The 13,213-nt window shown below is 66.7% G+C and carries 12 protein-coding genes; 8 read left to right on the top strand and 4 right to left on the bottom strand.

Annotated elements, in window-relative coordinates; all coding sequences use genetic code 11:
* Positions 1-41: 41 nt before the first annotated feature.
* From cobU to HCO70_RS18170, 4 genes are read left to right on the top strand one after another with little or no spacing between them, the layout of a single operon-like run.
* Complete coding sequence (cobU, locus tag HCO70_RS18185) at positions 42-575, top strand: bifunctional adenosylcobinamide kinase/adenosylcobinamide-phosphate guanylyltransferase (RefSeq protein ID WP_172298795.1); 534 nt, start codon at positions 42-44, stop codon at positions 573-575.
* Positions 572-1,132 carry a histidine phosphatase family protein gene (locus HCO70_RS18180; RefSeq protein WP_172298793.1) on the top strand — a complete coding sequence of 187 codons (561 nt, stop codon included), beginning with the start codon at positions 572-574 and terminating at the stop codon, positions 1,130-1,132. Before cobU ends, HCO70_RS18180 begins: the two co-directional genes overlap by 4 nt.
* Positions 1,133-1,192: 60 nt before the next feature.
* Entirely contained in the window at positions 1,193-2,065 is an 873-nt protein-coding gene (locus tag HCO70_RS18175; RefSeq protein WP_172298791.1) for a glutathione S-transferase N-terminal domain-containing protein, read from the top strand.
* 45 nt (positions 2,066-2,110) lie between these two features.
* Positions 2,111-3,634, top strand: a complete 1,524-nt coding sequence (locus HCO70_RS18170) for a YifB family Mg chelatase-like AAA ATPase (RefSeq protein ID WP_172298789.1) — start codon at positions 2,111-2,113, stop codon at positions 3,632-3,634.
* On the opposite strand, the gene HCO70_RS18165 is transcribed toward HCO70_RS18170, so the two are convergent.
* The 4 genes from HCO70_RS18165 to rsmI form a co-directional block, all read right to left on the bottom strand.
* On the bottom strand, positions 3,591-4,508 hold the full coding sequence (locus HCO70_RS18165) for an alpha/beta hydrolase fold domain-containing protein (RefSeq protein ID WP_172298787.1): 918 nt from the start codon (positions 4,506-4,508) through the stop codon (positions 3,591-3,593). The two genes, HCO70_RS18170 and HCO70_RS18165, sit on opposite strands and share 44 nt — an antisense overlap.
* Positions 4,505-5,452 (bottom strand): glutathione synthase, encoded by a 948-nt coding sequence (gene gshB, locus HCO70_RS18160; RefSeq protein ID WP_172298785.1) that lies wholly within the window; start codon positions 5,450-5,452, stop codon positions 4,505-4,507. Before gshB ends, HCO70_RS18165 begins: the two co-directional genes overlap by 4 nt.
* A 167-nt stretch (positions 5,453-5,619) precedes the next feature.
* A complete protein-coding gene (locus HCO70_RS18155; RefSeq protein WP_172298783.1) occupies positions 5,620-5,973 on the bottom strand; it encodes a YraN family protein in 354 nt (117 codons plus the stop codon).
* Entirely contained in the window at positions 5,970-6,827 is an 858-nt protein-coding gene (gene rsmI / locus HCO70_RS18150; protein WP_371742262.1) for a 16S rRNA (cytidine(1402)-2'-O)-methyltransferase, read from the bottom strand. The genes HCO70_RS18155 and rsmI overlap by 4 nt, the downstream gene beginning before the upstream one ends.
* A 94-nt stretch (positions 6,828-6,921) precedes the next feature.
* Between rsmI and HCO70_RS18145 the strand changes: the two genes are divergently transcribed.
* The 4 genes from HCO70_RS18145 (at position 6,922) to HCO70_RS18130 (ending at position 13,190) form a co-directional block, all read left to right on the top strand.
* On the top strand, positions 6,922-8,100 hold the full coding sequence (locus HCO70_RS18145) for a penicillin-binding protein activator (RefSeq protein ID WP_172298779.1): 1,179 nt from the start codon (positions 6,922-6,924) through the stop codon (positions 8,098-8,100).
* On the top strand, positions 8,060-10,879 hold the full coding sequence (locus tag HCO70_RS18140) for a [protein-PII] uridylyltransferase (protein WP_172298777.1): 2,820 nt from the start codon (positions 8,060-8,062) through the stop codon (positions 10,877-10,879). The genes HCO70_RS18145 and HCO70_RS18140 overlap by 41 nt, the downstream gene beginning before the upstream one ends.
* Before the next feature lie 94 nt (positions 10,880-10,973).
* Positions 10,974-12,524 carry a murein biosynthesis integral membrane protein MurJ gene (gene murJ / locus HCO70_RS18135; RefSeq protein ID WP_172298775.1) on the top strand — a complete coding sequence of 517 codons (1,551 nt, stop codon included), beginning with the start codon at positions 10,974-10,976 and terminating at the stop codon, positions 12,522-12,524.
* A gap of 99 nt (positions 12,525-12,623) precedes the next feature.
* Positions 12,624-13,190 carry a VPLPA-CTERM sorting domain-containing protein gene (locus HCO70_RS18130; RefSeq protein WP_172298773.1) on the top strand — a complete coding sequence of 189 codons (567 nt, stop codon included), beginning with the start codon at positions 12,624-12,626 and terminating at the stop codon, positions 13,188-13,190.
* Positions 13,191-13,213: the final 23 nt, after the last annotated feature.

The raw sequence follows: 13,213 nt of genomic DNA, 5'->3' as shown, positions 1-13,213 counted from the left end.
TTACGTGTCAGGGCCGGACCCGGATCAATCGGCGGCATTAGATGACCTATCAACGCATATTAGTGCTCGGCGGTTCCCGGTCGGGGAAATCACGTTTCGCTGAAACGCTCGTAACGTACGGTAAGGCACCCTGGATCTACCTGGCATCGGCCGAAGCCTATGACGATGAAATGAAAGACAGAATTGCCGCTCACGCCGGTCGCCGGGGGGCCGGATGGAGCACTGTCGAGGCTCCGCGAAAAACCGCCGAGGCACTGGCCAAATTGCCGCCCCACGCTACGATCCTGTTCGATTGCGCCACGCTATGGCTGTCGAACCAGATGCTGGCGGGGGCCGATATCGAGGCGGAAACCGACCACCTTTTGCAGGCGATCGACGGCTATCAGGGCACCGTCGTAACCGTGTCGAACGAGGTCGGCTCCGGCATCGTTCCGGAAAACGCGCTGGCGCGACGGTTCCGGGATGCGCAGGGTCTGCTAAATCAGCAACTGGCGGCGCAGGCCGATCTCGTCGTTCTGGTCACGGCAGGTCTGCCGCTGGTGCTGAAGGGCGAATTGCCGAAAGATCTGACGTGACGCGGTTCTGGTGGGTCCGCCACGGGCCGACCCATGCGAAGGGTATGACCGGGTGGACGGACCTGCCCGCGGACCTGTCCGACGAGGTTCGGCTTACTCGTCTTTCCGACTATCTGCCAAAGGCTCCGGTCGTTTCCTCCGACCTGCAGCGCGCCGTTACGACCGCCGATGCCATCGAACGCTCTCGCCCGCGCTTGCCCAACGACCCCGACCTGCGGGAACTGAACTTCGGTGACTGGGAGACCCGCCGCTTCGGCGATATCAAGGACGAACCGCTGATCCGCGCCTTCTACGAAACCCCGGGCGATGTCAGCGCACCCGGCGGCGAATGCTGGAACGAGCTCTGCGACCGAGTGAATGCGGCCGTCGAACGTGTTTCCCGCAACGGACCGGATGTCATCCTCGTTGCGCATATGGGCACCATCCTGACACAGGTGCAGCGTGCGCTCGGCTTGTCGGCCTATGACACTTTCGCCCGCAAGATCGACAACCTGTCGGTGACCTGCCTCTCCTGGGACGGCGTATGGCGTCTGGAAGTCCTTAATCACAGGCCGTGATGGCCTTCTCCACAAAATAGCGTTTCCCGACTTCGCCGCAGCGCGGCTAGGGTCGCGCCCATGACATACGATCTGTTCATCGGCGACCGCGCCTTTTCCAGCTGGTCCCTCAGGGGATGGTTGATGTTCGAGGGCTTCGGCCTGCCCGTCCGCACCCACATGGTCGGGCTTTATTCCGGCACTTTCGCCGAGGATCTTGCGCCGCTTGCCCCCGCACGCCTCGTCCCCGTCATGCGGACGCCCGAGGGCACCGTGATCGGCGACACGCTGGCCATGGCCGAAACACTGAACGAGCGTCACCCCGATTCCGGGCTGTGGCCTGCCGATCCCGCCGCGCGCGGCTTCGCGCGTTGGATGGTGGCCGAAATGCATTCCGGCTTCACCGCGCTTCGCGGCGACTGCCCGATGCAGTTGCTCTATCAGTATCAGGGCTTCCAGCCCTCCGACGCCGTGCTCGCCGATCTGGACCGGATCGAAACGCTCTGGTCCCTCGCACGCAGCCGCCACGGCACCGATACGCCCTGGCTCTTCGGCCCCTATTCACTGGCCGACGTGTTCTTTGCCCCTGTTGCCGCGCGTGTTGCCGGCTACGGCCTGCCCGTGAGTGCAGAGGCGCGGGCCTATGTCGATGCGCAGCTGTCCGATCCCGCCTTCCGCCGCTGGCGCGCCATGGGGATGACCGTGAAATACGACCCCGTTCCCTATGCCAAGGACATGCCCACCGGCCCCTGGCCTGGCCCGGAACCACTGCCCGCCCGCGCCGTCGATGCGGGCCCCTCGGTTAATGACGCCTGCCCCTATTCCGGCAAGCCGGTCACGGACTACCTGGAGCTCGGCGGCAAGATCTTTGGCTTCTGCAACCCGGGCTGCCGCGACAAGACCGTGCAGGACCCGGAAGCCTGGCCGAAATTCATGGCCATTTACCAATCGTAAACGCCCGCGCTGCTACCCGTTAACCATTCCAGCGGAGGGTCCGGAATGGTCGCGCGCGCCTATACGGTCGCATTCGAGGGCGTCGAGGCGCGCATCGTCGAGGTGCAATGCGCGGTCTCGGCTGGGCTGCCGTCCTTCGCACTGGTCGGCCTGCCCGACAAGGCGGTCAGCGAGGCCAAGGAACGGGTGCGCGCGGCGCTGACGGCGATGTCCATTGCGCTGCCGTCGAAGCGGATCACGATCAACCTCTCCCCCGCCGACCTGCCGAAGGAGGGTTCGCATTTCGACCTGCCCATCGCGCTGGCGCTGCTGGCGGCGCTGGAAATCCTGCCGAAGGACGAGGTGGAACAGACCGTGGCCCTCGGAGAGCTGTCGCTCGATGGCACCCTCGTCCCGGTCATCGGCGCCCTGCCCGCCGCCATGGCCGCCGGAGAGGAGGACAGGACCCTTCTCTGCCCGAAGCCCTGCGGAGCAGAGGCCGCATGGGTCGGTGCCGTCCGGGTGCTTGCCCCTGCCTCGCTGACCGAGGCGGTACAGCACTATACCGGCCAGCGCATGCTGTCGCCCGCCGACCCGGGCGAGGTCACCCGCGACAACCATTCGCGCGACCTGCGCGACGTGAAGGGTCAGGAGCGCGCCAAGCGAGCGCTGGAGATCGCCGCCGCGGGCCGGCACCACATGCTGATGATCGGCACCCCCGGTTCCGGCAAGTCGATGCTCGCCGCGCGCCTGCCCGGCATCCTGCCGCAGCTCTCCCCCGCCGAGGCGCTGGAAACCTCGATGATCCACTCGCTTGCCGGGCTTCTGGACGAGGGCGGCATCTCGCGCACCCGTCCCTTCCGCGAACCGCACCACACCGCGTCGATGGCCGCCATCGTCGGCGGCGGGCGCAGCGCCAAGCCCGGAGAGATCAGCCTCGCCCATAATGGCGTTCTGTTCATGGACGAGTTCCCCGAATTCCCCCGCGCTGTCCTCGAAACCCTGCGCCAGCCAGTCGAGACCGGCGAGGTCGTCGTCGCCCGCGCCAACGCCCATGTCCGTTATCCCTGCCGCTTCCTGCTGGTCGCCGCGGCGAACCCCTGCAAATGCGGCTACCTCTCTGACCCGTCCCGCGCCTGCGGCCGCGCGCCGAATTGCGGCGACGACTATATCGGCCGCATCTCGGGCCCGCTGATGGACCGCTTCGACCTTCGCATCGATGTCCCGCCCGTGGCCTACACCGATCTCGACCTGCCCGACTCGGGCGACAGCTCCGCCGCGGTCGCTGCCCGCGTCGCTGCGGCGCGCGACGTACAGGCGGCGCGGTATGTCGACGCAACAGGCGTCCGCGTCAACGCCGACACCGAGGGCGCGCTGCTGGAACGGGTCGCGACGCCCGACGAGCCGGGCCGCGCGCTGCTGTCGAGGGTCGCCGACCGCTTCGGACTATCGGCGCGCGGCTATCACCGGGTGCTGCGGGTAGCCCGCACCATCGCCGATCTGGAGGGCTGCGACGGCGTGCTGCGGCCCCACATCGCCGAGGCGGTCAGCTACCGGATCGCGGAGGCGAAGGAAGCGCTGACACAATGAAGGCGGCGGTCTTGTTCAGAGAGGCGTTCGCCTCCGGCACCCAGCCGTGGAACAGCTGCCAGACATGCGGCGCGTCGCGCTGCACCTCGGTCTCGACCACCGCGCCGGAGCGGCGCAGATGCTCCGCCATCCGCCGCGCGTCGTCGCGCAGGATCTCGGTCTCGGACCATGACAGGTAGACCGGCGGGCAGTTCGGGTACGACGCGAACAAGGGCGAGATACGCGGATCGTCCGGCGCCAGCGCGCCGCGCACCACGTCGCGGATTTCCTCGAACCGTTCCACGGGCAGCAGCACGTCGCTTTCGGCATTCGATTCCAGCGACGGACCCGACATGGTCAGGTCGGTCCAGGGCGAAAAGGCGAAACATGCCGCGGGCCGCTGCCCCTGCCCCAGCACATGCGACAGCAGCGCCAGTGCCAGTCCGCCGCCCGCGCTGTCGCCGCCGATGACGATCTGTTCCGGCCGCAGACCCTGCCCGAGCAGCGTCTGCCAGCACGACACCGCCGCGTAGAACGCCGCCGGCGCCGGACGTTCCGGCGCAAGCGGGTAGTCAGGCAGGTAGACCCTGCGCCGGGTCTGCCGTGCCAGGCGGCCGGCAAGCTCCCAGTAGCCGCCCGGGCTGCCGACGATATAGGCGCCGCCATGCAGGTACAGGATCACGCCGGGCAGCGGTTCTTCCGCGCCCATGACCCACAGGCCGGGCGCCAGCACGCCCTCCGCCGGCGCATAGCGCGTGCCCTTTACCCGGCGAAAGGTCAGCATCGCGCCGGTCCGGAACATGCCGCGGGCCAGGTCCCAGTTGCGCAGACGCCGGACGACGGGCCGCACGCCGGCGCGCAGCATCCGGTTCAGCGTCCTCAGACGCGCGCTCATGCCGCGGCGCGACGCGCCTCTATCGCGTCCCAGATCAGCCCGGCGGCGTTGGTGCCGTCGAACCGCTCCAGCTCCTGCAGGCCGGTGGGAGAGGTCACGTTGATCTCGGTCAGGTAGTCGCCGATCACGTCGATGCCGACGAAGATCTGGCCGTATTCCTTCAGCACCGGGCCGATGGTCTCGCAGATCTCGCGGTCGCGCGCGGTCAGTTCCACCTTCTCGGCGCGGCCGCCCACATGCATGTTCGAGCGGGTCTCGCCCGGCTGCGGCACGCGGTTGATCGCGCCGACCGCCTCGCCGTCGACCAGGATCACCCGCTTGTCGCCATTAGAGACGTCGGGCAGGAATTTCTGCACGATCAGCGGCTCGCGGCTCATGCCGGTAAACAGCTCGTGCAGCGAGGACAGGTTGCGGTCGTTCGGGTCCAGCCGGAACACCCCGGCGCCGCCATTGCCGTAAAGCGGCTTCAGGATGATGTCGCCATGCGCCTCCTTGAAGGCACGGATCACGCTAAGATCGCGGGCGATGGTGGTCGGCGGGATGAGTTCGGGGAACTGCAGGACCAGCAGCTTCTCGGGGCAGTTCCGCACCCAGAACGGGTCGTTGACCACCAGCGTGCCGGGCATCAGCCGCTCCAGCAGGTGGGTGGTCGTGATGTATCCCATGTCGAAGGGCGGATCCTGGCGCAGCCAGACAACGTCGAAATCGCCAAGATCCACCTGTTGCCGCTCGCCCAGCGTGAAATGATCGCCCTTCACCCGCTGCACCGTCAGCGGCCAGCCGGTCGCCGTGACCCGGCCTTCCTGCCACGACAGGTGCTCGGGCGTGTAATAGAACAGCTCGTGCCCCCGCGCCTGCGCCTCTTCCGCCAGCCGGAAGGTGCTGTCGGCGTCGATGTTGATGGGTCCGATCGGATCCATCTGGATGGCAACTTTCAGGGACATGGGGCAGGCTCCGGGCAGCGGCGTACCCGCCCTACATGGCGTAGCCGCCTGCCGCAGGCAAGGTGCCTGCGGCGTTTCGGGAACCGGCTGCGGAAAGTCTCACCACCAGCGGCCCGGAAGCGGGATGCGCGGCACGTTGCCTGCGGTCCGGGTTTTCCAGTAACGCCCTAAAGCCCGAAGGCGTTTTCCAGAATCTCCACCGCCCCTGTCGCATCGACCAGCGCCGCGTCGAACCGGGTTTCGGTATCCATCCCGCTTGGCATCGTCGCCAGGTATCCGCCTGCGGAGGCGTAGATGCGGGCAATCTGCGCCTGCGTGATCCGCGCCGCCGCCCGCGCGAAATCGCCCGCCTTCTTGACCTCGACAAAGACCAGCGCGCCGGCCTTCTCGAAGATCAGGTCGATCTCGCCCCCCGGCCCGCGCCAGCGGCTTTCGCGCAGGGCAAAGCCGCGCCGCAGGTAATCGGAGGCAACAGTCTCCTCGGCCGCAACACCCGCATGATAGGACAGCGCGCCGCTCATCGCTGTTTCTCCAACTCCAGCGCTGCCTGATAGACCTGACGGCGGGGCAGGCCCAGCGCGCGCGCCACTTCCGCCGCCGCATCCTTGACCGACATCTGCTGCAAGGCGTCCCGCAAGGCCGTCTCCATGTCTTCTTCGCTTGCCACCGCCCGGCCGCGATCCACGACCAGCACGATTTCTCCTTTCGGCGGATGCTCCGCCACCTGTTCCTCCAGCTCCGAGAGCGTACCGCGCAGCACCTCCTCGAAACGTTTGGTCAGTTCCCGGCAGACAGCCGCCTGCCGCTCACTTCCCAACACCTCGCACAATTCACCTAATGTTCGGTGAATCCTCTTCGGTGATTCATAGAAAACCAGCGTCGCCGGCACCGCCTTCAGTTCCTGCATCCATGCCGCCCGTGCGCCGGGGGCCGCCGGCGGAAAGCCCGCGAACAGGAACCGGTCGGTCGGCAGCCCGGCGACGGTCAGCGCCGCTGTCACCGCGGACGGACCCGGCACCGGCACCACGCGCAGCCCCTCTGCGATCGCTTCCCGCGCCAGCGGATAGCCCGGATCTGCCACTAGCGGTGTCCCGGCTTCCGAGGCATAGGCCACCGACCGCCCCTCCCGCATCAGTCGAATCAGCCGCGGCCGCACCTCGGCGCCGTTATGGTCGTGATAGGCGATCACCGGCCGCTCTCCGGCGCTCAGGCCGTGCAGCTGCATCAGGTGCCGCAACGTACGCGTGTCCTCCGCCGCGAGCACGTCGGCAGAGGCCAGCACGTCGAGCGCGCGCAGCGTGATATCCCGCGCAGCGCCGATCGGCGTAGCCACGAAATAAAGCCCCGGCGGCAGCTGCTTTTTCTCCGGCAACACGGGCGCCTCCACATTAGGCAGACGTTTACTCTCCCCGTTGTAGCGCATAGTCTGGCCGGGTCCGCAAGCGCAGCACCGGAGCTTGGATCGTAATATGACTGCCTATTTCAGCCGGGCACGCCGCAAAGCGGTGCGCCTTCTTGCCATTTCCAGCGTTCTCTGGCTTGCCGCCTGCGGCGGAGCCCCGATCGGCGGGTTCGACGGACCCAGCATCAATACCGGCCGGCCGGTGCCCGTGGCCCTGCTGGTGCCCGCCGGCTCCGGCCAGGCGGGGGACGAGGCGCTTGCGCGCTCGCTGGAAAACGCCGCACGGCTCGCGATGGGCGACCTGCAGGGGGTGGAGATCGACCTGCGCGTCTACCGCACCGGGGGCGACGCCCAGACCGCCGCAACCGTCGCCGGCGAGGCGGTCAACGGCGGCGCCAAGATCATACTCGGGCCGGTCTATGCCGCGGCCGCCAACGCCGCCGGCACCGCCGTCCGGGGCCGCGGCGTCAACGTGCTGAGCTTCTCCAACAATACCGACATCGCCGGTGGCAATGTCTTCGTCCTCGGCCACACCTTCGAGAATTCCGCCGGCCGGCTGGTCAGCTATGCCGTCGGCCAGGGCCGCCGCAATTTCGTCATCGCCTACGGCAACGATGCTGCGGAACGGAAGGGCCGCGATGCCATCGCGGCCTCGGTCTCGCGCGCCGGCGCCACCGTCGGCGGCGACGTGACCTTCGAACTGTCGCAGAACGGCGTCGTGCAGGCGGTCGAACAGGTGACCAGCACCGTCCAGGCGACCGGCGCCGACGCGCTGTTCATGACCTCCGGCACCGCCGGTGCCCTGCCGATCCTGTCGCAATTGGTCAGCGAGAACGGCGTCGACAAGGAAGTCACCAAGTTCATCGGCCTGCAGCGCTGGGATATCCCGCCCGGCGCGCTGGAACTGCCGGGGCTGCAGAACGGCTGGTTCGCGCTGCCCTCGCCCGCGCTCAATGCGCAGTTCGAAAGCCGCTATTCCGCCGCCTATGGCGAGCCGCCGCATCCGATCGCCGGGCTGGCCTATGACGGGATCGCCGCCATCGGCGCGCTGGCCAGCGCCGGCAGCGCCGATGCGCTGACGGTGACCGCCCTGACCCAGCCCTCCGGTTTTGCCGGCGTCAGCGGCATCTTCCGCCTGAAACCCGACGGCACGAACGAGCGCGGACTGGCGATCGCCACCATCATCGACAAGCAGGTGAGCGTCCTTGACCCCGCCCCCAGAAGCTTCACCGGCCCTGGTTTCTGAACCGGAGCCGGTGGCCACACCGGCCGACCTGCCCGACGACCTGATCTGTCCGGCGGCGGAGATCTTCGACGCCGCCACAGTCCGCGCCAGCCTGGACCGCGCCTGCAAGGCCGCCGAAGACGGCCGGGCCGTGCGCGCCGCGACGGTCGAGATCCTGCAGGCGGCGCTGCAATCCGGTCGTGACGCCATCGCCGCCGCCTTCACCGCCAACCCGTTGAACGCCTGGCCGACGGTGCGGGCCTATGCCTACCTGACAGATGGCGTCGTGATGGCGGTGTTCGATGTCGCCCGCCGCTGGCTGCACCCGCTGCCCAATCCGACGGAATCCGAACGCCTCGCCCTGCTCGCCGTCGGCGGCTACGGCCGGGCCGAGATGGCGCCGTTTTCCGATGTCGACCTGCTGTTCCTGACCCCCTACAAGATCACCCCCTGGGCCGAGAGCGCGATTGAATCGATGCTCTACATCTTCTGGGACCTGCACCTGAAGGTCGGCCATTCCAGCCGCACCGTGAAGGACTGCATCCGTCTCGGCCGCGCCGACTACACGATCCGCACGGCCCTGCTCGAGCATCGCTTCATCGGCGGCTACAAGCCGCTCGAGAAAGAGCTGAAGCGCCGCCTCTGGAACGAGCTGTTTTCCAGCACCGCCACCGAGTTCATCGAGGCCAAGCTGGAAGAACGCGCCAAGCGGCACCGCAAGCAGGGCGGCCAGCGCTATATGGTCGAGCCCAACGTCAAAGAGGGCAAGGGCGGCCTGCGCGACCTGCAGTCCCTGTTCTGGATCGACAAGTACGTCCACGGCGTCGAAAACGCCGCCGACCTCGTGCAGCTCGGCGTGTTCCGGCAGGACGAGTACGACAGCTTCCTTGCCGCCGAGAACTTCCTGATGGCGGTGCGCTGCCACCTGCACCTGATCGCCGGTCGCGCAATGGACCAGCTGACCTTCGACATGCAGGTCGAGGTTGCCGACCGAATGGGCTACAAGGATAAGGGCGGCCGCCGGGCGGTGGAGCATTTCATGCAGGACTACTTCCTGCACGCAACCGCCGTGGGCGAGTTGACCCGCATTTTCCTGACCGCGCTGGAAGCGCGCCATGTCAAGAAAGAGCCGAAACTCGTCGGACTGTTCAAGCGTCGCAAGAAGGTGCGCGAGGGCTACACGGTCATCCACAATCGACTCGCAATCGTCGATGAAAAGGCGTTCCTGTCGGACAAGCTGAACCTGCTCCGGATCTTCGAGGAAGGGCTCAGGACCGGCCTCCTGATCCACCCGGACGCGATGCGCCTAATCACCGCGCACCTCGACATGATCGACGACGAGATGCGTGCGAACAAGGAAGCGACCCGCATCTTCCGCGACCTGCTGCTGAAACACGGCAACCCGGAACGCGCGCTCCGGCGGATGAACGAACTGGGCGTGCTGGGCGCCTTCATCCCCGAATTCAAGCCGATCGTGGCGATGATGCAGTTCAACATGTATCACGCCTACACGGTGGACGAGCACACCATACAGTGCATCTCGATCCTCGCCAGGATCGAAAGGGGAGAGCTGCTCGAGGAACTCCCGGTCGCCACCCACATCCTCGAAGACGGGGTGAACCGCCGGGTCCTCTATGTCGCGCTGCTCTGTCACGATATCGGCAAGGGGCGGGACGAGGATCATTCCGTGCTTGGCGCCAAGATCGCCCGCGTGATCGCGCCGCGCCTCGGGCTGAAGCCGGCGGAATGCGAGACGGTGGAATGGCTGGTCCGCTATCACCTGCTGATGTCCGACATGGCGCAGAAGCGCGACATCGCCGACCCGCGCACCGTTCGCGATTTCGCCAAGGCGGTGCAGACCCGCGAACGGCTCGACATGCTGACCGTGCTCACTGTCTGCGACATCATGGGTGTCGGCCCTGGCGTCTGGAACAACTGGAAGGCCGCGCTCTTGCGTGCGCTCTACCGGCAGACCCGCCGCGGCCTGGACGAGGGGCTCGAAGCACTTAACCGCTCGCAGCGCGGCACCGAGGCCAAGCGCAACCTGCGCGAGGCGCTGGCAGGCTGGCCCGCCAAGGACATCAAGACCGAACTCGACCGCCATTATCCGCCTTACTGGCAGGGCCTGCATGTCACCGCGCATGCCGATTTCGCCGAGTTGCTGCGCGGCATTGCCAATGACGAGATCCGCCTGAAGCTGACGCCCGACGAGGACCGCGATGCCACCCGCGTCTGTTTTGCCATGGCCGACCACGCGGGCATCTTCAGCCGCATGTGCGGCGCGCTGGCTCTGGTCGGCGCCGACATCAAGGACGCCCGCACCTTCACCTCCAAGGACGGCTGGGCTACCGCCGCTTTCTGGATCCAGGACAGCGAAGGCTCGCCCTACGAGGCGCGACGCCTGCCGCGCCTGCGAAACATGATCGAACGCACCCTTTGGGGAGAGATCCAGCCGACCGAGGCGATGCGCTCGCGCGACAAGATGAAGAAGCGCGAAAAGGCGTTCAACGTCCCCACCTCGATTGCCTTCGACAACGACGGATCGGAGATTTATACGATCATCGAGGTCGATACCCGCGACCGCGCCGGCCTGCTCTACGACCTGACGCGGACACTGGCAGACGACAATATCCAGATCTCCAGTGCGGTGATCGCGACATACGGTGAGCAGGTGGTCGACAGCTTCTACGTGAAGGACATGTTCGGGCTGAAACTCTATTCCGAAAACCGCCAGCGCTCGTTGGAACGGAAACTGCGCGACGCCATCGAACAGGGCGCGATCCGGGCCAAGGAAGAATGACCGCGCACGTTTCGCCGGCTCTCTTCCCGCATCGTCACGCCGCTCCCACGCGGTGGCCGAAACCCTGGCAGGTCACGCCTCGGAGCATACAGGTATGAAACCCATCCGCCTGATGGCGGCGTTCTTCACGGTCGGCGTCTGGACGTTGGCCAGCCGCCTGCTCGGCTTTGTCCGCGACATCCTGATTGCCGCCTTTCTCGGCGCCGGGCCGGTGGCAGAGGCGTTCCTGATCGCCTTTTCCTTACCCAACATGTTCCGCCGCTTCTTCGCCGAAGGCGCGTTCAACATGGCTTTCGTGCCGATGTTCTCGAAAAAGGTGGAACGCGACGAGGACCCGCTCGCCTTCGCCAAGGACGCCTTTGCCGGCCTCGCGACCGTGCTGGTCGTCTTCGCCTTCATCGCGACGCTTGCAATGCCCTGGCTTGTCCTCGCCATGGCCAGCGGCTTTTACGGCGACGAGCGGTTCCCGATGGCCGTCCTCTACGGCCGCATCGCCTTTCCGTACATCCTGTTCATCTCGCTGGCCGCGCTGCTGTCTGGCGTCCTGAACGCGACCGGCCGCTTCGCAGCTGCCGCCGCCGCGCCGGTCCTGCTGAACGTGCTGTTCATTGCCGCGATGACCCTCGCTTCACGGTTCGGCTGGGACATGGGCCTCACTCTTGCAATCACCGTGCCGGTCGCCGGCATCGCGCAGATGACGCTGGTCTGGATCGCCGCCGCGAAGGCCGGGTTCCGCCTGACCCTGCAGCGCCCGAAACTGACGCCCGACCTCAAACGCCTCGCGATCATCGCCGGGCCGGCGATGCTGGCGGGCGGCGTGGTACAGATCAACCTGCTGATCGGCCGACAGGTGGCCAGCTTTTTCGAGGGCGCCGTCGCCTGGCTGAACTACGCCGACAGGCTGTACCAGCTTCCGCTCGGCGTGGTCGGCATCGCCATTGGCGTGGTGTTGCTGCCCGACCTTTCGCGCCGCCTCGGCGCCGGGGACGAGGCCGGCGGCCGCGACGCGTTCAACCGCGCCGCCGAGATCAGCCTGTCGCTGACCATCCCGGCCGCGGTCGCGCTGGTCGTGATCCCGCTGCCACTGGTTCAGGTCCTGTTCCAGCGCGGCGCCTTCGGCCCCGACGACACGGCCGCCACGGCGCTCGCAACCGCCGTCTATGGCCTGGGACTGCCTGCCTTCGTCCTGCAGAAGGTACTGCAGCCGCTGTTCTTCGCGCGCGAAAATACCAAGGCGCCGTTCTACTACGCGCTCGCCGCGATGCTGGTGAACGCCGGCGTGGCCATCGGGCTGGCGCCGGTCATCGGCTACATCGCAGCCGCCTTCGGCACCACTTTGGCTGGCTGGGCAATGGTCGGCTTGCTCTGGGCCGGCTCACGCAGGATGGGCGATGCCGCGCGGCTTGATGACCGCTTCCGCCGGCGCATCTGGCGTATCCTGCTGGCGGCGGCGCTGATGGGCGCCCTGCTCTGGGCCGTAAACCTGGTGCTTGGTCCGCTCTTCGGCGCCGGGCGGCTTCGCTACCTCGCCCTCGCGATTCTCGTTGCAACCGGTATCGTTGGCTATTTTTTAATCGGTCACCTTCTGGGTGCATTCCGATTCAGCGAATTTCGCAACACCTTGCGTCGCCGTCCGGCTAATTAACCAAGTTTTGCGTCTAAAGATTGACTTAACGTCGCTCCACCTGCACGCTCAAGTTGGGTGCGAAGGGAACAACCCTTCATCGAGCAAAGTGGGTAAATCATGAAAAAACTGCTGCTGGCTGCGGCTTGCCTTTTGGCAAATCTCCAACCTGCGGATGCGGTGACGGTCACCGATACGCGGTATCACTTCTGCCACATCGCCACGTGCGGCGGCGGCAGCTTCGACATTGATCTGGCGGTTCCGACCAAGACAACCGGCCCCGGGCTGCTGTCCATCACCGCCTACGGCGATTTCGGCAAGCGGAAAGAGAACGTGAGCGTCTTCGCCGAAGGAAAGTTCCTCGGCACGCTGTTCAACAACCGCCGCTTCGACGACATCTTCTTCGGTCCGGACCGCGGCCGCGACTACGGCAAGGCCAAGACCACCTTCGGGTTCCTGTCGCAAACCGCCCTCGCCTCGCTGATCTCCGACGGTGTGCTGAAGCTGACCTTCGTGCTCAGCAAGGCAGTCGGCGACCACCCGCACAAGCCCGAGTTCATCAAGGCCGGCATCACCTTTGACGAACCCGCTGCGGTTCCGCTGCCCTCCGGCATCCTGCTTGGCGCCACCGGGCTTGGCGCGCTCGGCCTGCTGCGCCGGCGTCGCAACGCCAGGCCGCAGGCCTGACGCACAGCCGACCGACCGGAAGA

It is taken from the genome of Pseudoruegeria sp. HB172150 (genome assembly GCF_013184805.1).
Lineage (GTDB): Bacteria > Pseudomonadota > Alphaproteobacteria > Rhodobacterales > Rhodobacteraceae > Psychromarinibacter.
The sequence above is the reverse complement of the archived record's forward strand: the minus strand, read 5'-3'. Positions and strand labels throughout refer to the sequence as shown.